20 protein-coding genes are annotated in these 19,989 nt (G+C 74.5%); 7 read left to right on the top strand and 13 right to left on the bottom strand.

All coding sequences use genetic code 11. The features are described from left to right. Positions 1–4: 4 nt before the first annotated feature. Positions 5–604, bottom strand: a complete 600-nt coding sequence (locus ACZ51D_RS16770; protein ID WP_465621077.1) for a TetR/AcrR family transcriptional regulator — start codon at positions 602–604, stop codon at positions 5–7. A gap of 116 nt (positions 605–720) precedes the next feature. Here ACZ51D_RS16770 and ACZ51D_RS16765 point away from each other — a divergent pair, with 116 nt between their 5' ends. Next, a complete protein-coding gene (locus ACZ51D_RS16765; RefSeq protein ID WP_465662644.1) occupies positions 721–1,902 on the top strand; it encodes an FAD-dependent monooxygenase in 1,182 nt (393 codons plus the stop codon). A gap of 339 nt (positions 1,903–2,241) precedes the next feature. Next, positions 2,242–2,940 carry a class I SAM-dependent methyltransferase gene (locus ACZ51D_RS16760; protein ID WP_465662643.1) on the top strand — a complete coding sequence of 233 codons (699 nt, stop codon included), beginning with the start codon at positions 2,242–2,244 and terminating at the stop codon, positions 2,938–2,940. A 255-nt stretch (positions 2,941–3,195) separates the two neighbouring features. On the opposite strand, the gene ACZ51D_RS16755 is transcribed toward ACZ51D_RS16760, so the two are convergent. After that, the gene (locus ACZ51D_RS16755) at positions 3,196–3,708 is read right to left on the bottom strand and encodes a MarR family winged helix-turn-helix transcriptional regulator (protein WP_465621071.1); all 513 of its coding nucleotides are present in this window, start codon (positions 3,706–3,708) and stop codon (positions 3,196–3,198) included. Positions 3,709–3,844: 136 nt separating this feature from the next. On the opposite strand from ACZ51D_RS16755, the gene ACZ51D_RS16750 reads away from it, so the two are divergent. Continuing rightward, entirely contained in the window at positions 3,845–4,798 is a 954-nt protein-coding gene (locus ACZ51D_RS16750) for an EamA family transporter (RefSeq protein ID WP_465621069.1), read from the top strand. Positions 4,799–4,820: 22 nt separating this feature from the next. Continuing rightward, positions 4,821–5,117, top strand: coding sequence for a DUF1330 domain-containing protein (locus tag ACZ51D_RS16745; protein ID WP_465662641.1), 297 nt, complete (start codon positions 4,821–4,823; stop codon positions 5,115–5,117). A 67-nt stretch (positions 5,118–5,184) separates the two neighbouring features. Here ACZ51D_RS16745 and ACZ51D_RS16740 read toward each other — a convergent pair whose 3' ends face one another. From ACZ51D_RS16740 to ACZ51D_RS16725, 4 genes are all read right to left on the bottom strand, one after another. Continuing rightward, positions 5,185–6,006: a hypothetical protein gene (locus ACZ51D_RS16740; RefSeq protein WP_465621066.1), complete on the bottom strand. Its 822-nt coding sequence runs from the start codon at positions 6,004–6,006 to the stop codon at positions 5,185–5,187. Positions 6,007–6,099: 93 nt separating this feature from the next. Beyond that, positions 6,100–7,107 (bottom strand): TolB family protein, encoded by a 1,008-nt coding sequence (locus ACZ51D_RS16735; RefSeq protein ID WP_465662687.1) that lies wholly within the window; start codon positions 7,105–7,107, stop codon positions 6,100–6,102. Between the two features lie 20 nt (positions 7,108–7,127). Further along, positions 7,128–8,492 (bottom strand): MFS transporter, encoded by a 1,365-nt coding sequence (locus ACZ51D_RS16730; protein ID WP_465662640.1) that lies wholly within the window; start codon positions 8,490–8,492, stop codon positions 7,128–7,130. Between the two features lie 5 nt (positions 8,493–8,497). Further along, a complete protein-coding gene (locus ACZ51D_RS16725; RefSeq protein WP_360499555.1) occupies positions 8,498–9,448 on the bottom strand; it encodes an alkaline phosphatase family protein in 951 nt (316 codons plus the stop codon). A gap of 266 nt (positions 9,449–9,714) precedes the next feature. Here ACZ51D_RS16725 and ACZ51D_RS16720 point away from each other — a divergent pair, with 266 nt between their 5' ends. Both ACZ51D_RS16720 and cobC read left to right on the top strand, forming a co-directional pair. After that, positions 9,715–11,052 (top strand): cobalamin biosynthesis protein, encoded by a 1,338-nt coding sequence (locus tag ACZ51D_RS16720; RefSeq protein WP_465662638.1) that lies wholly within the window; start codon positions 9,715–9,717, stop codon positions 11,050–11,052. Beyond that, complete coding sequence (cobC, locus tag ACZ51D_RS16715; RefSeq protein WP_465662636.1) at positions 11,049–12,095, top strand: Rv2231c family pyridoxal phosphate-dependent protein CobC; 1,047 nt, start codon at positions 11,049–11,051, stop codon at positions 12,093–12,095. Before ACZ51D_RS16720 ends, cobC begins: the two co-directional genes overlap by 4 nt. Positions 12,096–12,131: 36 nt before the next feature. On the opposite strand, the gene ACZ51D_RS16710 is transcribed toward cobC, so the two are convergent. The 7 genes from ACZ51D_RS16710 to ACZ51D_RS16680 form a co-directional block, all read right to left on the bottom strand. After that, positions 12,132–12,977 carry an MOSC domain-containing protein gene (locus ACZ51D_RS16710; protein ID WP_465621061.1) on the bottom strand — a complete coding sequence of 282 codons (846 nt, stop codon included), beginning with the start codon at positions 12,975–12,977 and terminating at the stop codon, positions 12,132–12,134. Further along, a complete protein-coding gene (locus ACZ51D_RS16705) occupies positions 12,974–13,510 on the bottom strand; it encodes a hypothetical protein (protein ID WP_360499547.1) in 537 nt (178 codons plus the stop codon). The genes ACZ51D_RS16710 and ACZ51D_RS16705 overlap by 4 nt, the downstream gene beginning before the upstream one ends. Next, positions 13,507–14,085, bottom strand: coding sequence for a hypothetical protein (locus ACZ51D_RS16700; RefSeq protein ID WP_465621059.1), 579 nt, complete (start codon positions 14,083–14,085; stop codon positions 13,507–13,509). The genes ACZ51D_RS16705 and ACZ51D_RS16700 overlap by 4 nt, the downstream gene beginning before the upstream one ends. A 329-nt stretch (positions 14,086–14,414) precedes the next feature. Next, positions 14,415–15,437 carry a glutamine synthetase gene (glnII, locus tag ACZ51D_RS16695; RefSeq protein WP_360499544.1) on the bottom strand — a complete coding sequence of 341 codons (1,023 nt, stop codon included), beginning with the start codon at positions 15,435–15,437 and terminating at the stop codon, positions 14,415–14,417. A 244-nt stretch (positions 15,438–15,681) separates the two neighbouring features. Next, positions 15,682–16,704 carry an SCO1860 family LAETG-anchored protein gene (locus tag ACZ51D_RS16690; protein ID WP_465662635.1) on the bottom strand — a complete coding sequence of 341 codons (1,023 nt, stop codon included), beginning with the start codon at positions 16,702–16,704 and terminating at the stop codon, positions 15,682–15,684. 143 nt (positions 16,705–16,847) lie between these two features. Next, complete coding sequence (locus tag ACZ51D_RS16685) at positions 16,848–17,525, bottom strand: uracil-DNA glycosylase (RefSeq protein WP_360499540.1); 678 nt, start codon at positions 17,523–17,525, stop codon at positions 16,848–16,850. A 176-nt stretch (positions 17,526–17,701) separates the two neighbouring features. Further along, a complete protein-coding gene (locus ACZ51D_RS16680; protein WP_360499538.1) occupies positions 17,702–18,793 on the bottom strand; it encodes an amidohydrolase family protein in 1,092 nt (363 codons plus the stop codon). Between the two features lie 108 nt (positions 18,794–18,901). Here ACZ51D_RS16680 and ACZ51D_RS16675 point away from each other — a divergent pair, with 108 nt between their 5' ends. Beyond that, the gene (locus ACZ51D_RS16675) at positions 18,902–19,987 is read left to right on the top strand and encodes a pyridoxal-phosphate-dependent aminotransferase family protein (RefSeq protein WP_465621045.1); all 1,086 of its coding nucleotides are present in this window, start codon (positions 18,902–18,904) and stop codon (positions 19,985–19,987) included. Positions 19,988–19,989 lie beyond the last annotated feature (2 nt).

Here is a 19,989-nt window from a genome sequence, read left to right as displayed (position 1 = left end):
GCTCCTACTCTGCCGCCGTGAGCAGCGCGTCGAGGTAGCGCGCCGCATCGTCGCGCAGTTCCTCCGGCATCGGCGTGCGCCAGTGCCCGCTGCCGGCCGTCGCGTTGAACAGCACGCCGTCGCACCAGCGGACCAGCCGTCGGGCGTCGGCTGCCGGGTCGGTCGAGCCGCACCGGGCGAGCAGGACGGCGGCGGCGTCGGCGAAGCGCGCGCCCAACCGGTCGTAGACGGCGCGCAGTTCGGGCCGCCTGGTGGCTTCCAGGGCGAGTTCGAGCCGGGCCAGGGTGAGCCGGCGTCCGGTGGTGAGCGCCTGGAACAGCAGATCGGCGGCGACCCGTACGAGCAGCTCGCGCGGCGGGGTGTCGGCCGGCGGCTCACCGGTGAGGACGGGGTGCTCCCGGGTCTCCCGCTCGACGATCCGGGTGAGCGCGACCTCGAGCAGGGCGGCCCTGGTCCGAGCGAGGTTGGAGGTCGAGCCGGCGGGCAGCCCGGCCTCCTCGTCCACGGCGCGGTGGGTCAGCCCGCGCAGGCCGCGTTCGGCGATCAGGGCGATGGCTGCGTCGGCGATCAGGGTCGGGCGCGGGGGCGTCATGGGTCCGATCATGGCCTTTCTCCTCGGGCGTCCCAACCTACTACGGCAGTAGTCTGCGGCACTACATCCGTAGTACGGTGTGCGGGCAGCGCTAACTACAGCCGTAGTGCGAGATGAGGAGCCCACCCATGGACAGGCACCAGGCGATCGTCATCGGCGGCGGCATCGGCGGGCTCACCGCCGCCCTCGCCCTCCACCGGCAGGGCATCCCCGTGGCCGTCCACGAACGCGCCGCCTCGCTCGAACCCGTCGGCGCCGGACTCGCCCTCGCCCCCAACGCCCTGCGCGCCCTCGACCGGCTCGGCGTCGGCGAACGCCTGCGCGCCCTCGCCACCCCGCACCCCGCCATCGGCCTGCGCCACCCCTCCGGCCGCTGGCTCGCCCGCACCGACACCGCCACCTTCGAGGCCCAATTCGGCGACCCGATCGCCGCCGTCGCCCGCGCCGATGTCATCGCCGCCCTGGTCGACGCCCTCCCGGACGGCACCGTCCGCACCGACTCGCCCGCCTCGCTCGTCACCCCCGGCAGCGCCACCGAACCCGCCGTCGTCCGGACCCCGGACGGCGACCGGCCCGCCGGGCTGGTCGTCGCCGCCGACGGCATCCGATCCGCCACCCGCGGCCTGCTCTTCCCCCAGCACCCCGGCCCCCGCTACAGCGGCTTCACCACCTGGCGCACCATCGTCACCCCCACCCGCCGACCGGACGCCGCCGGCGAGATCTGGGGACGCGGACAGCTCGCCGGGATCGTCCCGCTCGCCGACGGCCGCGTCTACGTGTACGGCGCCGCCCTCGCCCCGGCCGGCGCCCGCGCCGCCGACGGCGACGAGAAGGCCGAACTCCTGCGCCGGTACGGCACCTGGTGCGCGCCCGTACCCCAACTCCTCGCGCTCGCCGAGCCGGAGCGCGTCCTGCGCCACGACGTCTGGGACCTCGCCGACCCGCTGCCCGCCCACCACCAGGGCCGGGTCGCCCTCCTCGGCGACGCCGCCCACGCGATGTGCCCCTTCCAGGGCCAGGGCGCCTGCCAGGCCATCGAGGACGCCGTCGTCCTCGCCTCCCTGCTGACCCCGTCCACGGACCCCGCCACCGCCCTCCCCGCCTACACCGCCACCCGCCTCCCCCGCACCACCGCCATCGTCACCGGCTCCCGCCGCATCGGCGACCTCGTCGCCCTCCGCACCCCCGTCGCCACCCTCCTCCGCACCACCGCCCTCACCCTCGCTGGCCTCCTCCCCGCCCGCGCCCTCCTCCGCCGCTCCGCCCCGATCTACGACTGGCAGCCGCCGGCCCTGGACGCGACGGCCTGAGGGCGCCGCAAGGCACCGGAGACGGCGCGGACCGGGCCGCCCGGACTACGCGTCAGTGTCCTTCGGATGCCGGGACGAGGCGTAGACGACATGCACGGCCCGGCCCGCCTCGTCCACCAGGTAACGCACCCGCCCCCCTGCGGTCACCTCGCACTCCAGCCCTTGGCGGCCTCGCTCGTACCGATCCGCAGCCGCCACTCGTCACCGATGGGCGGCGACGGGACGTCGTCACCGCGCTTGGGGCTCACGGCTCGACCACCTCGCCGTGGTCGTCGCCGGGGAGCGGCCTGGTGAGCAGCGGTACGGCCGGTGTCAGTGGCGGTGGGGACAATGCCCGGCATGAGCGACTCCGACGACTCCAGCGGGCCCGCCTCCGACCCCGGCTCCGGCTCCGGCCCCGACATCGCCGAGTACTGGGACGCGGCCGCCGAGGCCTTCGACGAGGAGCCCGACCACGGGTTGCGGGACGCCTCCGTCCGGGCGGCGTGGGTGCGGCGGGTTCGGGGGTGGGTGCCGGGTGAGGCCTGCGACGTGCTCGATATGGGGTGCGGCACGGGCTCGCTGTCGTCGCTGCTCGCGGCGGACGGGCACCGGGTGGCCGGGGTGGACCTGGCACCGCGCATGGTCGAGCGGGCGCGGGCGAAGCTCGCGGCGGCGGGGCTGCCGGGCCGGTTCCTGGTGGGTGATGCGGCGGCACCGCCGGTCGGGGGCGAGGGTTTCGACGTCCTGTTGTCGCGCCACCTGATCTGGACGCTGCCCGAGCCCGAGCGGGCCCTCCGCGCCTGGGTGGGGCTGCTGCGCCCGGGCGGCCGGCTGGTCCTGATCGAGGGCCGGTGGCGCGAGGCCGGGCAGGCCGTGGCACCCTACGCGGCCGGGGCGGAGCGGCTGCCGTGGAGCGGCGGCATCGGGGCGGACGAACTCGCCGGTGCCGTACGACCATTGGTGGCCGAGCTGCGGGTCGAGCCGCTCAGCGGGGACGACGAGCTGTGGGGTGGCCCGGTGTGCGACGAGCGGTACGCGCTGGTCGCGTACCGCTGAGCGGCGCGTCCGCCTGAGCCTTTCGTACAGCCGGGCGGCACGTACGGCCGGGCAGCCCGTCAGGCGCCGCTGCCGAAGGTGCCGCGCCGGGGGTCGGCGCGGCGCTTCTCCTCCGGTGCGGTTCCGCAGGGTCCGCGGGTGCGGTTCCGCCGGAGTCAACGCGGACGGGCGGGCGCTGGACACGCCCGCCTCCGCGTCACGCTCCCCGTCGATCCTTCCCCGCCGGCCCTCCCCCGCGTCGACCGGAGTCGCCGCTCAGCCGAGGAGGGGTTCGGTGTCCCCGTGCGCGATGAGGAGCTTGCGCAGCAGGCCGTCGAGCTGGGTGCGCTCGTCGTCGTCGAGCGCGGCGAGGATGCGTTCCTCGTTGCGGACGTGGCCGGCCAGGGCGCCGTCGATCAGCTCCTTGCCGGCCGGGGTGAGGCGGACGAGGACGGCGCGGCGGTCGTCGGGGCAGGGGTTGCGCTCGACCAGGCCCTTGGCCACCAGCCGGTCGACCCGGTTGGTGATGGCGCCGGAGGTGACCATGGCGGACTTGAGAAGGGCGCGGGCGTTGAGCTCGTAGGGCTCGCCGGAGCGCCGCAGGGTGGCCAGGACGTCGAACTCGGAGGAGTCCAGGCCGCAGGAGGTGAAGTACTCGCGCAGGGCGGCGTCGACCCGGACGTTGAGTCGCCGCAGCCGGCCGATCAGGGCCAGTGCCCTCGGGTTGAGGTCGGGACGGGTCCTCGCCCACTGCTCGACGATGTCGTCGACGGTGTCGCGCTGCTCCATGGTGTGCCGCCTTCCTGGTTCTGCTTCGCGGACCCCCGTCCAAATATCTTAGCCTTCACATACTTGACGTTCACCTACCTGGGGGCGTAGAACTTATCTCAACGTTCAGATAATCAACGTTCAGGGGATGGCCGTCATGGACCGCAAGCGCGCAGCAATCGCCGCCACCGCCGCACTCGCCCCGGCCGCCTGGGGCACGACCTACCTGGTCACCACCCAGCTGCTGCCCGAAGGCCGCCCGCTGCTGCTCGCGGCACTGCGCGCCCTGCCGGCCGGACTGCTGCTCCTGCTGATCGGCCGCAAACTGCCCAAGGGCGCCTGGTGGGGGCGCGCGGCCGTGCTCGGGATGCTCAACATCGGGCTGTTCTTCCCGCTCACCTTCGTCGGCGCGTACCGCCTGCCCGGCGGGGTCGCGGCCACCATCGGGGCGATCCAGCCACTGCTCGTCGCCGGGCTCTCCATCGGCGTCCTCGGCGTACGGCCCGGACGGCGCGCACTGCTCGCGGGACTGATCGGAGTCGGCGGCGTCGCCCTCCTGGTGCTCAAGAGCGGCGCCCGGCTGGACGGTGTCGGGATCGCCGCGATGGTCACCGCCATCGCGCTGATGGCCACGGGCACCGTCCTCACCCGCCGCTGGGGCCGCCCTGAGGGCGCCACCCTGCTCGACCTCACCGCCTGGCAGCTCCTCGCCGGCTCGGTCTTCCTGGTGCCGCTCGCGGCGCTCGTCGAGGGCGCACCGCCCGCCCTGAGCGCCGCCAACCTGGCCGGCTTCGCCTATCTCGGCCTCTTCAGCACCGCCCTCGGCTACATCCTCTGGTTCCGCGGCATCGAGCGGCTGGGCGCCGGACCGACCTCGTTCCTCGGCCTGATCAACCCGGTGGTCGCGACCGTGGGCGGTCTCGTCGTCCTCGGCCAGACCCTCACCGGGTGGCAGCTCCTCGGCCTGACGCTCGCCCTCGGCGCCATGTTCGCGGGTCAGGCCCCCGCCCGGCGGCCCAAGGCCGTCACCGCCCCCACCACGCCCGCCAACCCTGTCGCTCCTCTCGCTCCTGCCACCACTGCCATCCCTGTCGTTTCTGCCACCCGCTGACCACGACCGCACGGAGTACGCCATGCACTACATCGTCATCACCCGCACCGACAGCACCCCCGACGCCGACCTCGGCCACTACCTCGCCAATGTCGGCGCCACCATGGAGCCCCACCAGGGCCGCCTGCTCGCCTTCGCCGCCCCGGCCCGGCTGGAGGGAGACACCGCCTACACCAAGACCGCCATCCTCGAGTTCCCCACCGAGGCCGACGCCCACGGCTGGTACCACTCCCCCGCCTACCAGGCCCTCGCCACCTGGCGCATCAGCACCATGGGCCACCCCGTCACCATCGCCGCCGTCCCCGGCCTGTCCGGCTGACGCCGCCACCCGAACCGTCCAGGCCCCGCCGCGCACCGGCGGGGCTTCGGCATGCCCGGCGGCGAGGTCAGCCGGTGGCGCGGATGTAGATGTCGGCGGCGCCGGAGAGGCCGCCGGGGATGGCGGCCACGTAGATGCGGCGGGCGGTGGGGGTGTGGGTGGGCGTCGGGGTGGGGGCTGGAGTCAGGGTGGGGACGGGGGTGGTGACGACGGGCTCGTCGTCGGGGGTCGCCTCGGGGGTTGCTTCGGGAGCGGCTTCTGGGGCAGCTTCCGGAGCTGCCTCCAGGCCGGCGTCGCCATCGCCATCGCTATCGGCATCGCCATCGGGGGCCAGGACGGGCGTGTCCTCGGCGGGAGCGGGGGAGGCCGAAGGGGACGGAGAAGCGGAGGGGACGGCCGACGGGGAGAAGGTCGGGGCGGGGGAGCTGATCGGCCCGTCGGGGAGTTCCGGGGCCTCGGCCGGCTCGTCGCCGCCGAGGGCGGCGACGAGGTCGGGCGGGAGGGGGGCGGCCGGGCCGGGGGCGGGGAGGTCGTAGGCGCTGAGGAAGTCGCCGACGCCCGGGGCCTTGCCGCCGCCGAGGCGGTAGTGGAGGTAGGCGACGGGGGCGCCGTCGGAGGTGTGGGTGTAGACGGCGCCGACCGGGACGTAGTACCGGCCGACGCCCGGGTGCTGGGAGGGGTGGAGGCCGGCCAGGCGTTCGGCGCGGTCGCGGTCGGTCTCGTGGCCGGTGCGGCCGACGGTGAGCGCGTTGACGCCGCGCACCACGAGGGCGGCGGCGACGGACACGCACAGCACCAGCCCGACGGCGACGGTGCGCCGCAGGACGGGGCGGCCGTGCAGGGCGGGCCAGGAGTCGGTCACCATGCGCTCGGGTGGGATGCCGTCCATGGTTGCTCGCTCCCCATCGGTCAGGACGTTCGATCCGGACATTCGATCAGGACGTCGCACTGTGCTCGACGTGGGACCGTATCCGAGAGTTCCTCAGCCCAGGTAGGCGGGGGCCACGGCGGCCTTGGTGAGTGACTGCGGGCTGCCCGAGCCGTCGGCCGGCACGGTCCACAGGTCGGCGCCGTAGTCGCCGGGCAGGGCGTAGACCAGGGTGCCGTTGCCGTCCCAGAGCGCCTGGTCGTCGATGTTGCGCTGCTCGGCGGTGGCGGTCTCGGTCATGGTGGCGAGGTCGAGGACGTACAGCCGCCAGGGTACGTCGGCGGGGAGGCCGGGGACGCGCTTCTTGTACGCGATGCGGGTGCCGTCCGGGGAGAGCGAGGGGCACTCGACGTTGTCGTGCAGGGCGGTGAGGGTGCGGGCGGTGAGGTCGCCGCGGACGAGGTGGGTCTGCCCGGAGCCGGCGACGGTGGCGTAGAAGGTGTTGTCGTCGGCGAAGGTGACGCCCCAGATGTTGGTGTCGTGCGCCTGGTACGGGTGGCCGTCCAGGATGACCGCGAAGTCCTCCAGGTTCTCCCGGAGGTTCCAGTCCCGGACGTCCACGATCGAGGTGCGGGTGGAGAAGTCGCTGCCCGCGTAGGAGTCGCCGCTGACGAAGACCGTCCAGGCGGCGAGGTGCCCGGACGGTGAGACCCGGGAGCGGGTGGGGATGCCGGCGGCCGGGAAGGAACGCCGCTCGCGCAGGTGGTCGTCGAGGATGACGGCCCGGTAGGTGTCCTCCAGCGCGCCGCGCTGGGCCTGCAGGCAGATGCCGGTGCCGGCGGCGGCGTGGAAGCGCAGGCACTGGACGCCGGAGGCGGTGCGCGGGCCGTCGGGGCGGTCGGCGGGGACGGTGGTGATCTCGTCCCGGTGCGGACCCCAGGCCATGTTGCGGAACAGCAACCGGCGTCCACTGCCGGGCACCTGGAGGGAGACGGCGCCCGACTCGACGGACGGCCCACCGGGCTGGACCTGGTCCCGGCGGGCGGTGCGGCCGGCCGCGTGCAGGACGGCCCCGGTGCCGACCGCGCCGAGCAGCACGACGGCGACCAGCAGGATGATCATCCTGGTCCGGTTCGGCAGGTTCACGAGCTCTCCTCGGCGGCGACGGGTGCGGCATCGCAGTCAGCAGCAGGTCCGGCAGGTCCGCCGTCGGCCACGGTCAGCGGTTCGGACGGGCGCAGCACCGCCGCCGCGCCGAGCACGCACAGCGCCAGCGCCCCCGTCGACCAGCCCAGCGCCGCCGGGCCGCCGACCGCGCCCCACAGCGCGCCGAACAGCAGCGAGCAGGCGAACCGGGACAGCGCCTGCCCGGTGCCGACCAGGGCGAGCCCGGCGCCGCGCTGCTCGGCCGGTACGGCGTCGGCGGCCGCGGCGGCGAGCACGCCGTCGGTGGCCGCGTAGAACGCGCCGTGCAGCACCAGGACGCAGATCACCGCCGGCAGTCCGCGCAGCGGCGAGAGCAGCAGCCCGTACGCGAGCAGCAGCACGCCGTGTCCGGCGAGGAAGAGCCGGTGGCGGCCGATCCGGTCGGCGAGCGCGCCGAGCGGGACGGCGAGCAGCAGGAAGGCGGCGGCGGTGCCGAGCGGCAGCAGCGGGAAGAGGGTGACGGACAGGCCCAGCCGGCGCTGGATGAGCAGGTAGAGGAAGGAGTCGCTGACGGTGGTCAGCCCGAGCAGGACGGCGCAGAGGGCGAGCCGCCGGAGCCCGGGCAGGCGCAGCAGGGTGAGGCTGTCACGCAGCGAGGGAGCCATAGTTGACGGATCGTCGGATCGCTGCCGGTTCGGCACGAACAGCAGCAGGATCAGGACGCCCAGGGCGGCGACGCAGGAGCTGACCGTGAACACCGCGTCGTAGCCGTGCCGTTCGCCGCCGTCGGCGAGCAGCGGGCCGCCGGCGAGCCGCAGCACCAGGAAGGCGGTGAGCGGTCCGAGCAGGGCGCCGGCCGTGTCCATCGCCCGGTGTACGCCGAACGCCCGTCCGCGGTGGGCGGGTTCGGTGGCGAGCGAGATCATCGCGTCCCGGGGTGCGGTGCGCAGGCCCTTGCCGGTGCGGTCGACGGCGATCACCGCGCCGATCAGCGGCACGGTGTGGACGAGCAGCAGCAGCGGCCGGCAGAGCGCGGAGAGTCCGTACCCGACGGCCGCGACGGCCTTGTGCCGGGCGGCGCCGTCGCGGCCCCGGCGGTCGGCGAGGTGGCCGCCGACGAGGCGGACAAGGGCGCTGAAGCCGTTCTGGATGCCGTCGAGCAGGCCGAAGCCGAGTGGGGAGAGGCCGAGCCCGGTGAGCAGGTAGAGGGGGAGGACGGCGGTGACCATCTCGGAGGAGATGTCGGTGACCAGGCTGACGGTGCCGAGGGCGAGCACCGTGCCGGGGACGGCGCCCCGCCGCACCGGGCCGGTGGCCGGTGCGGCGGGCGCCTTCGAGCTGCGGGAGTCCGCGACGTACACGGGCGTCAGTTCCAGATGCCGGTGATGTCGACGGCGCCGGCCGAGTTGCCCGCGTGGGCGTCGAGGCCGGCCAGGTCCTCCAGGGTGTGCAGCACGTCGTAGTGGTTGTAGGTGGTGGCGGTGCTGCTGCCGGGGGCGACGTGGGCGCCGTAGACCAGGGTCGGGATGCGGTTGCCGGACAGCCTGTTGTCCTCGTCGAAGGTGACGACGAGCAGGCTGTTGTGGCTCTTCGCCCACTGCGCGTAGGCGTCGAGGTTGCTCTGCAGCCAGGAGTCGCCGGTGCCGACGGAGCAGTCGTGCATGTCGTCGCAGAGGTCCGGGACGACGAAGGAGACCTTGGGCAGGGTGCTGTAGTCGGCCGGGAACGCGTCCATGCCGTAGGCGCTGTCGGTGGGCACGTTGCCGAAGCCGAACCACGGGTTGTGCTTCTGCGCGTAGTTGTCGACGCGGCAGTCGGTGGCGCCCTGGGCGGGCAGGCCCTCGTTGTAGCTGGCCCAGGTCTGGCCGGCGGCGAGCAGTTCGGAGGCCAGGTTGGGCCCCTGCAGCGCGCCGACGTCCACGCAGCTGTCGTCGACGATGCCCTGCGAGCTGCCGGAGAACAGCATGTAGTAGTTGGGCTGGCTGGGGTGGGTGAGCGCGTGGGACTGGGTCAGCCGCGCGCCGCCGGCCACCAGCGTGCCGTTGATGTACGGGGCGCTGGAGCTGCCGATGACCTGCGAGTAGGCGTGGTTCTCCAGGACGACGACGACCACGTGGTCCGGCGCGGGCAGGCCGGTGGCGGTGTCGGCGAGGGCGGTGTCGGCGGCCGCGCTGCCGCCCGCGGCCCAGAGGCCGAGCGAGCCGGCGATCAGGCCGAGCCCGGCGGCGAGGGCGGTCAGCGGGCGGGCCGTGCGGAGTCTGCGCTGGGGGCGGTGGGGGGTGGGGGTTCCGGGGGTGCGGGGTCGTGCGAAGGCCATGGGGTCCTCCGTGCGTCGGGCTGCCTGGCTGGAGCGCCGAGAACAGTAGGATCGCCCCGGTGTCGTGTACGGCACAAGACAGGTGAAGAACAGACGAACAGCTGTCTCCCCCTCGGCCGTCGGGCCCGACTGCACGGCCCTGCACGGCCCTGTATGCACGGGCTTGAGCCGCGTCACACCCTCCGCGATTGACCCCCTCCGGCCGCCCGTGGTGGGATCGCGGGGGCCCGCTGCCGGAGGGCCGGGAACGGCAAGGAGTGCGGTACGTGATCGGACTGGTCGCCATCGACGGGCCGGGCCGCCCGCTCGCCGACGAGTTGCACGCGCGCTGGCCGGAGAGCAGCCACGTCCACCAGGCCTACCGCGGCAACTGCTCCCAGCCGCCCGACGTCCTGGACTTCGCCCTCCGCCGGTACCGGTTCGTGGTCGCCGTCGCCCCGCTCCCGACCGTCGTCTCCCTGCTGACCGGCGGCCTCGTCGACCTTCCGCGCGGCAGCGCTCTGCTCTGCGTGGACCCGCAGCGGCGCTGGGTGATCCCGATGGCCGGCGGGGACGCCGCGGAGGAGCTGTCCGTCGAGGTGGCGGCCGCCCTCGGTGTCATCCCCGTCCCCACCGGCCACGCGCCGCCGGCAGGGCCGCCCCCGGGGGTCCGGGCCGAGCCGGCCGAGGCGGCCCAGGCGACCGACGCGCCCGAGACAGCCGACCTGCCCGAGGACGCCCCGATCCTGCGGGTCACCGACCGGGAGGACCCGGGTTACGGCGACCTGCTGGTGCTCCCGCGCACCCTCGTCGTCGGGATCGGCGCCACCGGCGGTGCCGGGCGGACCGAGGCGATGCGGCTGCTGGCGGCCACGCTCGAGGAGGCCGGCCTGGCCCGCTCGGCGGTGGCCCGGCTGGCCACGGTGGCCGGCAAGGCGGACCACCCGGCGGTGCGCTGGGCCGCGTTCTGCCTCGGCGGGGTGCCGGTGGACGAGTACCCGGCGGAGGAGCTGGCCGAGGTGGCGGTGCCGAACCCGTCCGCGGTGGTCGGGGCGGCCGTCGGCACGGCGAGCGTCGCCGAGGCGGCGGCGCTGGCCGGCGCGCCGGGCGGTCGGCTCGTGGTCGCCAAGCGGAAGTCGGCGACCACTACGGTGGCGATCGCCCGGGCGACGCTGCGCGGGCGGCTCGCCCTGGTCGGCCTCGGGTCAGGCGATCCCGACCTGCCGACGCCGGGCGCGCTCACCGAACTGCGCGGCGCCTCGGCGGTAGTGGGAACACCCGAGGCGTTCGAGACGCTCGCAGCGGTCGAGAAGCTCGCAGCAGCCGAGGCGGTGGCCGGGCTGCTCCGGCCGACGACCCGGCGGATCGCGGTGGACGTCGCCGCCGGGACGACGGCGGACGGCTCCGGGGCACCCCTGGACCCCGCCGGAGCCGCCGCGCACCTCGCCGCCCACGGACACACCGTCGCACTGGTCGTCCTCGGCGACGGCGCCGGACTCACCGTGCCGCCCGGCCCGTACGAGCTCCACCGCCTGCCCGGACCGCCCGCCGTCACCGCCGACGGCACGGCCGGCGCCACCACCGCCTCCGCCCACCCCACTCAGCACCAGGGAGACCCCGCGTGACCGCCCCCGAACCCGACCTGCGCCACCACGGCGACGCCGAGGTCCGCGCCGACGGTCTCGGCCTGGTGGACCTCGCCGTCAACGTCCGCACCGGCACGCCCCCGACCTGGCTGCGCGAGCGCCTCGCGGCCACCCTCGGCGACCTCGCCGCCTACCCCGACCAGAGCACCGCCCGCGCCGCGGTGGCCGCCCGGCACGCCCGCCCGGTCGGGGAGGTGCTGCTCACCTCGGGTGCGGCGGAGGCCTTCGTCCTGCTGGCCCGCACTCTGACATCCCGTCACATCGTCGTCGTACACCCGCAGTTCACCGAACCGGAGGCGGCACTGCGGGATGCCGGCCACCGGGTGCACCGGGTACTGCTCTCCCCCGAGGACGGGTTCCGACTCGGCGCCGTCCCCGAGGAGGCGGACCTGGTCATCCTCGGCAACCCGACCAACCCGACCTCCGTGCTGCACCCGGCCGAGGCCGTGGCCGCGCTCGCCCGGCCGGGGCGGACCCTGGTGGTGGACGAGGCGTTCATGGACACCGTGCCGGGCGAGCGGGAGTCCCTCGCCTCCGTGCGGGACCTGCCCGGCCGGGTCGTCGTCCTGCGCAGCCTCACCAAGACCTGGGGGCTGGCCGGGCTGCGCATCGGCTATGTGCTCGGGCCCGCGCCACTGATCGCCGAACTCGCCGCCGCCCAGCCGCTCTGGCCGGTCTCCACCCCGGCGCTGGCCGCCGCCGAGGCCTGCAGCGGCCCGGCGGCGCTCGCCGAAGCGGACCGGGCCGCCGCCGAACTCGCCCTCTGGCGCGACCACCTGGTGAAGGGCCTGGCCGCCTTCCCGCAGGTGCGGATGTACGGAGAACCGGCGGCCTCCTTCGTGCTGGTCCGGCTGCCGCACGCGGCGGCCGTCCGGGAGCGGCTGCGCGAGCACGGCTTCGCCGTCCGGCGCGGCGACACCTTCCCGGGGCTCGGCGAGGAGTGGCTGCGGATCGCCGTCCGGGACCAGGACACCACCGACCGGTTCCTCAAGGCCCTTGAGGCGGTACTCAGTTCAACCTGAGCTCGTTCAGCCCCGCTCCTTTCAGCCTCAGCTCCTTCAGCCACGCTCCTCCAGCCTGAGCCCCTCCAGCCTCAGGTCGTCGCCCGTCCGGATCCGCCCGGGCACCAGCACCTGTGCGTACACCCCCGCGCAGGGCAGCTCCGGCATGCCCTCCAGCGGGACCACCCGGTTCCGCTCGGCCGGGATGCGCAGGGCCTCGGTACGGCGGGGCAGCGGGCCGTGCCGCAGGGTGGGGACGGCGCAGCGCGGGGTGGCCGCCAGGACGCGCAGGCGCAGCGTCGGGCCGATGGCCAGCTCCCGCCCCACCCAGGCGTTCTCGACGAAGCCCTCATCCTCGGTTCGGATCACCAGGTTCGGCCGGTAGCGCTCGGCCTCGGAGCCGGTGGCGCGCAGTGTCGAGGTGGTGATCAGGTGCAGCGGAGCGAAGTCGAAGAACCCGCCGTCGGGCGCGGCGCGGCCCAACTCGTTGACCGTGACGTCGACTTCGGCCGCGATGCCGTGCGCCAGCACCTCCTCCGGCACGGCCCGCTCGACCGTCGCGCCGGGTGGGCGTTCGGCGACCAGCGCAACCTTGCGGCCGAGCGCCTCGGACAGCTCCGCCTCGTCCGCGCCGCGCCCGTCCGGACCGGTGATCGCCACGCCGCCGTCCGCCGTGGCCGCCGCCGCGTACCCGAGCAGGCCCGACCAGAGCCGGGGGTGCTTGGCGCTGGCCACCCGCCCGGTCGCCAGGTCGAGCAGCGCGCGCTCCCGGTCACCGGCCAGCCCCCGGCCGGTGATGTCGGCCGCGTCCAGCTCCTCCCCCAGCAGGGACTTCACGGGGTAGCGCCGCAGCCGCTCGACCGTGCCGATGCCACCCCCGACGCGCATGCCGGTACCGCTCACTGCTCCTCCTCCGCCCATTCCCGCAGCGCCTCGAAATGCAGCTCGCGCAGGCCGAACCGGGGATCGATCCAGAGCGCCACGGCCGGTCCCGGGTGGTTCGCCGCGATCCATTCGATGTCCTGCGGGCCGAGTTCGTCGTCCACCCAGACGAACGGCCGCCCGGCCGCCCAGGCGACCAGGTCCCGGGTCTTCCAGTGCAGCCCGTCCGGATCCTCGCCGAACATCTCCGTCCAAGGGATGTAAGGGAGTTCGGGCAGCCCGATGCGCGGCCCGATGAAGGTGTTGGCCTCGTCCATCCAGGTGGTCGCCCACACCAGTTCGTACGGCAGCGCGAGCAGCTCCGGCCCGTGCGCCGGGTTCAGCCACACCCGCAGCGGCTTCACCCGCCCGCGCGGCTGCGGCGCGTGGCGGGCCACCCACGACTCGGGGAGCAGCCGGTGGGTCCGGTAGCCCTCCGGGCGACGGGTCTTGGGCGCGGCGTAGGGGTTGAGCGGTCCGTCCACGTCGAGGAGGAGCAGCGGCTGCCCGGTCATGCGGCGGCCGCCCACTCCCGCAGGGCCGCGAAGTCGTCGGCCAACAGGCCTATGCGGGGGTTGACGTGCAGGGTGAGCGCCGGCCCCGGGTGGTTTGCCGCGATCCACTCGGCGTCCTGCGGGCCGAGTTCGTCGTCCACCCAGACGAACGGCCGCCCGGCCGCCCAGGCGACCACGTCCCGGGTCTTCCAGTGCAGCCCGTCCGGATCCTCGCCGAACATCTCCGTCCAGCGGATGTACGGGAGTTCGGGCAGCCCGATGCGCGGCCCGATGTGGGTGTTCGCCTCGCTCATCCACCCGGTGGCCCACACCAGTTCGTACGGCAGCGCCAGCAACTCGGGCCCGTGCGCCGGGTTCAGCCACACCCGCAGCGGCTTGACCCGGCCGGCCGGGCGCTTCGCGTGCTTCGCGCGCGTCGCCAGCCTGGCCTGCGCGGCCGCCTGCCGCTCCTGCTTCGCGACCCACCAGCCGGGCAGCAGCCGGTAGGTGCCGTAGCCGTCCGGCCGCCGCTTCGGCGCGGCGAAGGGGTTGAGCGGTCCGTCCACGTCGAGGAGGAGTAGCGGCTGCTGGGTCATGCCATGAATTCTCGGTCCGGCGGGGGCGGTTGACCAGCGATTTGCCGGTCACGATCGGGCCCTGCTTGCCTGCCCGCCTGCCCGCCTGCCGCCTGCCGCCTGCCGCCGCCCTCCGGCCGCGCGCCCCGGGCATGCCGGGCGTACCGGCCGTGCTGGGCGTCACAGTGGCCAACCGAGTTCAACGATCCTGCGACCGTCACCCCAGCCACCCCCGGGTGCCACGCCTCGGCAGCCGGGAAGCCCGCCGACGCCCGAGCGCGCGAACGCCCGCAGGCCCTCCCCGGCGGGGGAGGGCCTGCGGGCGTCGTGCGCGCCTCGGGGGCGGTGGATCAGACCTGGCCGGCCTTCTCCAGGGCCTCGCAGCAGGTGTTGATCAGGAGGCGGGTGACCACGTAGGGGTCGATGTTGGCGTTCGGGCGGCGGTCCTCGATGTAGCCCTTCTGCTCCACCTCGACCTGCCACGGGATGCGGACGGAGGCACCGCGGTTGGAGACGCCGTAGCTGTAGACGTTCCACGGGGCGGTCTCGTGCTTGCCGGTGAGGCGGGACTGGATGTCGTCACCGTACTGGCTGACGTGCTCCAGCACCTTCTCCTGGGAGGCGCCGAGCGACTCGCAGGCGGTGATGATGGCGTCGTAGCCCTCGCGCATCGCCCGGGTGGAGAAGTTGGTGTGGGCGCCCGCGCCGTTCCAGTCGCCCCTGGCCGGCTTGGCGTCGAGGGTGGCGTCGATGCCGAACTCCTCGGCGGTGCGGTAGAGCAGGTAGCGGGCGATCCACAGGTCGTCGGAGACGGTCAGCGAGTCGACCGGGCCGATCTGGAACTCCCACTGGCCGGGCATGACCTCGGCGTTGATGCCGCAGATGGCGAGGCCGGCGTCGATGCAGCGGTCCAGGTGCAGCTCGACGATCTCGCGGCCGAAGACCTCCTCGGCGCCGACGCCGCAGTAGTAACCGCCCTGCGGGGCCGGGAAGCCGCCCTCGGGGAAGCCGAGCGGGCGGGAGCCCTTGAAGAAGGTGTACTCCTGCTCGATGCCGAAGATCGACTCCTGAGCGGCGAACTTCTCGTGCACCTCACGGAGCAGCGCGCGGGTGTTGGACTCGTGCGGGGTGCCGTCCGTCTCCAGGACCTCGCAGAGGACCAGGATGTTGTCGCCGCCACGGATCGGGTCCGGCACGACCTTCACCGGGTCCAGCACGCGGTCCGAGGCGTGGCCCTCGGCCTGGTTGGTCGAGGAACCGTCGAAGCCCCAGGTCGGGATCTTGTCGGCGTTCGGCAGGACGCGAGTCTTGGAACGGAGCTTCGCGGTCGGCTTGGTGCCGTCGATCCAGATGTACTCGGCCTTGATTGCCACGGCTTGTCCCTCGCGTTACTGGGTGGTGGGTGCCCGCGTAGCGTCGCAAGCCGCCGTTTCCCGGTTGTTCCTCTCATGTAACGCGCATGTGAACCAACCGTCCGCGTTGGCACGGTCACGGTGCGGGAGTGCCGGGGGTGGCACTCCCGCGTCGCGCGGTGCCTCCGGTGCCTGCGGTGCCCGGGTACTGCGGCGTTCCTGGCGCCCCGACACCGCCACGACACCGCCCCGACACCGCGCCGGCTCAGGGCCGGCGGGCGTGCGCGGCCCGGCGGCGCCGGGTGGCCCACAGTGCGGCCGCCCCGCCCGCGACCAGGGCCGCGGCCCCGGCGGCCAGCGGGCCGGTGGCGCTGCTGCCGCCGGTGGTGGCCAGCCGTTCCGGCTGCACGGACCTCTCCGCCCCGGCCTGCGGGACGGCGGCGCGCGAGGTGGTGGCATCGGCCACCGGCTGGGCGGTGGGCGCGGTGCTCGGGGTGTTCGGGGTGTTCACGGCGGACGGGCCGGCCGACGGCGCCGTGGGCTTCTCGCAGCCCACCGAGGCGACGGTGACCTTCCCGGTGACCTTGGCGACGTTCAGGTTCAGCGGGTTCACCTCCACCTGCACCTCCAGGGCCGAGGCGGCGGCGGTGGTCGTGGTGGTGGTCTTCTTGGAGAACTCCACCGACACGCTGCCGATCAGCGGCACGTCCACCCTGGTCGGCCCGTACAGGCCGACGGTGACCGGCTTGCCGAGCACGGTCAGCTTGGCAGGCGCGACCACGTCCGCCGTCGGCGGCCCGTCCACCGGGCAGGTCACCTCGGCGCTCATGGCCTCCAGGCCGAGCAGCGCGGTGGCGGGCAGGCCGGGGGCGTGCACGTCGGCGTTGACCAGCTTGACGGAGGCCGCGGCGCCCTTGGCGTCGACGCGGGTCACGGACTTGCCGACGTCCGCCTTGACCAGGGTGACCGGACCCTGCTGGTCGACACCGTCCACAGTGGCGGTGAGTACGGAGCCGTCCCTCTGGGCCGGCGACTCCACCTTGTTCAGCGCGATGTTCACCGGGACGTCCACGGCGTTGTTCAACAGCTTGACGTCCAGGGCGAGTTCGGCGGTGACGGCGCGCGCCTTGCCCGGGGAGGACGCGGTGGACGGGACGGCCGAAGCAGCCGGGGCAGCCGGGGCGGCGGGAGCGGCAGGGGCGGCAGGGGCCGCTTGGACGGGCCCGGCGGTGAGGGCGGTGCTCACCAGCACGACGGCGGTTGCGGAAGCGATTCGGCGAGAAGACATGGCGGTACCCCCACACAGATGAAACGATGAGCCGCCAGTCTTCTCGAACAATCCGTCACATCAGCAACACAGAACGTAATTTCACCCGTTGGAGTGAGATTGACGTTCCGGGCTGACCCGACTCTGCTAGAGGGGCCGCACCCCTACGGCAGCCGCCAGTCCACCGGCTGCGCCCCCTGCCGCACCAGCAGCTCGTTCGCCCGGCTGAACGGCCGCGAGCCGAAGAAGCCGCGGTCGGCCGACATCGGGCTCGGGTGCGCCGACTCGATCGCCGGGACCTGTCCGAGCCCCGGCCGCAGCCTGCGGGCATCGGCCCCCCACAGGATCGCCACCAGCGGCCCCCCGCGCGCCACCAGCGCCCGGATCGCCTGCTCGGTGACGTCCTCCCAGCCCTTGCCCCGGTGCGCCGCGGGCTTGCCCGGCGCGGTGGTCAGCGCGCGGTTGAGCAGCAGCACGCCCTGCTGCGTCCACGGCGTGAGGTCGCCGTTGGACGGCTGCGGCAGGCCGAGGTCGGTGCCGTACTCCCGGTAGATGTTGATCAGGCTCGCCGGGATCGGCCGCACCTCCGGCGCCACCGAGAAGCTGAGCCCGACGGCGTGGCCGGGGGTCGGGTACGGGTCCTGCCCGACGATCAGCACCCGCACGTCGGCGAAGGGCTGCTGGAAGGCTCGCAGCACGTTCGGGCCGGAGGGCAGGTAGGTGCGGCCGGCGGCCAGCTCGGTGCGCAGGAAGTCGCCCATCGCGGCCACCCGTCCGGCGACGGGTTCCAGGGCGGTGGCCCAGCCGGGCTCGACGATCTCATTCAGTGGACGCGGTGCCATGGTCGCCACCCTATCGGCCTACACCGACAGGGCGTTCAGCGGATGATCATGTGATCAAGGGCCCGCCGGAGGGCCCTCCCCGCGGCCCTCACAGCAACCCTCACAGTAACCGGACAAACGCTCAACGAACCGGTCAACGAACCAGCCGACCAACGGCCGACCAACCGGGCCGACCGTCAGCCGACCGGCCGCCCCCGCAGCACCACCAGACGCGGGTCCGCCAGCACCCGGACGTCCGCCCGGGGGTCCTCCGCGTACACCACGAAGTCCGCCGGCGCGCCCTCCTCCAGGCCCGGCCGCCCCAGCCACTGCCGCGCACCCCAGCTCGCCGCCGACAGCGCCTCGGCCGGACTCAGCCCCGCCTTCACCAGCTCCGCCACCTCGTCCGCGACCAGCCCGTGTGCCAGCGAGCCGCCCGCGTCCGTGCCGACGAACACCGGGATGCCCGCGTCGTGCGCGGCGCCCACGGTGTCGTACCGGCGCTCGTGCAGCCGCCGCATGTGCGCGGACCAGGCCGGGAACTTGGCCTCGCCGCCGGCCGCGAGGTCCGGGAAGGTGGCGATGTTGACCAGGGTCGGGACGATGGCGACGCCGCGCTCGGCGAAGACCGGGATCAGCTCCTCGGTCAGCCCGGTGGCGTGCTCGACGCAGTCGATCCCGGCCGCCAGCAGGTCCGGCAGGGACTCCGCGGAGAAGCAGTGCGCGGTGACCCGCGCGCCCTCCTCGTGCGCCGCCGCGATCGCCTCGGCCAGCGCGTCGCCGGGCCAGCAGGCGGTGAGGTCGCCGCGCTCGCGGTCGATCCAGTCGCCGACCAGCTTCACCCAGCCGTCCCCGCGCCGGGCCTCGGCCCGGACGTACGCGGCCAGGTCGCCGGGCTCGATCTCGTGCGCGTAGTTGCGGATGTAGCGGCGGGTGCGGGCGATGTGCCGCCCGGCGCGGATGATCCGGGGCAGGTCCTCGCGCTCGTCGATCCACCGGGTGTCGGCCGCCGAGCCCGCGTCGCGGATCAGCAGGGTGCCCGCGTCACGGTCGGTGAGCGCCTGCTTCTCGCTGGTCTGCGCGTCCACCGCGCCGTGCGCGTCCAGTCCGACGTGGCAGTGCGCGTCCACCAGGCCCGGCAGCACCCAGCCGGTCACGGTGCGCACGTCCCCGGCGGACGGCGGACGGGTGAAGCTCACCCGGCCGTCCACCACCCAGAGTTCGTCCCGGACGTCCTCCGGGCCGACCAGCACCCGACCCCGCACGTGCAGCACCGCACCATCACTCATGGCCGCACTCTACCGACGGGGGCGCCACGTGTAAGCAGCAAGAATGCGGCACACTCGTTCCGGCACCCACCACCCCGTAGACGAAAGCCCGCGAAAGGCCGTGAAGCCGTGAGTCCCTTCCTCGACCTCCCCCCGCTCAGCGCCGCCGAGTTCGCGGCGATCGAGGACCAGGTGGCCGCGCTGCTGCACACCGAGGCCGACGTCATCGTCACCCAGGGCGAGGCCCTCCTCCCCCTGGAGGCCGCGATCCGCGGCGCCGCGCACCCGGGCTCCACCGCGCTCAACATCGTCACCGGCCCGTACGGGCAGACCTTCGGCAACTGGCTGCGCTCCTGCGGCACGACCGTCGTCGACCTCGCCGTCCCCTTCGACAGCGCGGTGAGCGCCCGGCAGGTGGCCGAGGCCCTGGACGCCGACCCGGCGATCGACTTCGTCTCGCTCGTCCACGCCGAGGCCGCCACCGGAAACACCAACCCGGTCGCCGAGATCGGCGCCGTGGTCCGCGAGCACGGCGCCCTGCTGATGCTCGACGCGGTCGCCTCCGTCGCCGCCGAGCCGCTGCTCACCGACGCCTGGGGCATCGACCTGTGCGTGATCGGCGGCCAGAAGGCGATGGGCGGCCCGGCCGGGGTGTCCGCCGTCTCGGTCTCCGAGCGCGCCTGGGAGCGGATCGCCGCCAACCCGGCCGCGCCGCGCCGCTCCTACCTGTCGCTGCTCGACTGGAAGGAGCGCTGGACCGACGCCGGTCGCGCCGTACTCCCGCACGCCCCGGCCCAGTTGGAGATGCTCGCGCTCGGCGCCTGCCTGGACCGGATCGCCGCCGACGGCCTGCCCGCCGTCATCGCCCGCCACCGCGCCGCCGCGGCCGCCACCCGGGCCGGCGTCCGCGCGCTCGGCACCCTGACCCCCTTCGTCACCGAGGACGCCCACGCCGCCCCGGTCGCCACCACCCTGCGCACCCCGGACGGCCTGCACGCGGCAGAACTCGCCGCCCTCCTCGACCCGGCCCTGCCCGTCCAGCCGGGCGGCGGCGCGCTGGCCGCCTCCATGCTCCGGATCAACCACTACGGACCGGCGGCCACGCTGGACACCGTCCGCGCCTGCCTCACCGGCCTGGCGACGGCCACGAACGCCGCCGCGGAGCCGGCCCTGGCCGCCGCCGAGGCCGCCTGGAGCGCGACCGTCGACGCCTGAGG

Source organism: Kitasatospora sp. NPDC033851, assembly GCF_055576085.1.
This window is presented reverse-complemented; position numbering and strand designations above follow the sequence as displayed.

Coding starts and splice junctions, on each gene's coding strand:
- ACZ51D_RS16760 (WP_465662643.1), top strand. CDS start 2,242: ATGAGCGACTCCGACGACTCCAGCGGGCCCGCCTCCGACCCCGGCTCC.
- ACZ51D_RS16685 (WP_360499540.1), bottom strand. CDS start 17,525: ATGGCACCGCGTCCACTGAATGAGATCGTCGAGCCCGGCTGGGCCACC.
- ACZ51D_RS16765 (WP_465662644.1), top strand. CDS start 721: ATGGACAGGCACCAGGCGATCGTCATCGGCGGCGGCATCGGCGGGCTC.
- ACZ51D_RS16735 (WP_465662687.1), bottom strand. CDS start 7,107: ATGATCATCCTGCTGGTCGCCGTCGTGCTGCTCGGCGCGGTCGGCACC.
- ACZ51D_RS16740 (WP_465621066.1), bottom strand. CDS start 6,006: ATGGACGGCATCCCACCCGAGCGCATGGTGACCGACTCCTGGCCCGCC.
- ACZ51D_RS16690 (WP_465662635.1), bottom strand. CDS start 16,704: ATGTCTTCTCGCCGAATCGCTTCCGCAACCGCCGTCGTGCTGGTGAGC.
- ACZ51D_RS16755 (WP_465621071.1), bottom strand. CDS start 3,708: ATGGAGCAGCGCGACACCGTCGACGACATCGTCGAGCAGTGGGCGAGG.
- ACZ51D_RS16725 (WP_360499555.1), bottom strand. CDS start 9,448: ATGGCCTTCGCACGACCCCGCACCCCCGGAACCCCCACCCCCCACCGC.
- ACZ51D_RS16770 (WP_465621077.1), bottom strand. CDS start 604: ATGATCGGACCCATGACGCCCCCGCGCCCGACCCTGATCGCCGACGCA.
- ACZ51D_RS16680 (WP_360499538.1), bottom strand. CDS start 18,793: ATGAGTGATGGTGCGGTGCTGCACGTGCGGGGTCGGGTGCTGGTCGGC.
- ACZ51D_RS16700 (WP_465621059.1), bottom strand. CDS start 14,085: ATGACCCAGCAGCCGCTACTCCTCCTCGACGTGGACGGACCGCTCAAC.
- ACZ51D_RS16745 (WP_465662641.1), top strand. CDS start 4,821: ATGCACTACATCGTCATCACCCGCACCGACAGCACCCCCGACGCCGAC.
- ACZ51D_RS16705 (WP_360499547.1), bottom strand. CDS start 13,510: ATGACCGGGCAGCCGCTGCTCCTCCTCGACGTGGACGGACCGCTCAAC.
- ACZ51D_RS16750 (WP_465621069.1), top strand. CDS start 3,845: ATGGACCGCAAGCGCGCAGCAATCGCCGCCACCGCCGCACTCGCCCCG.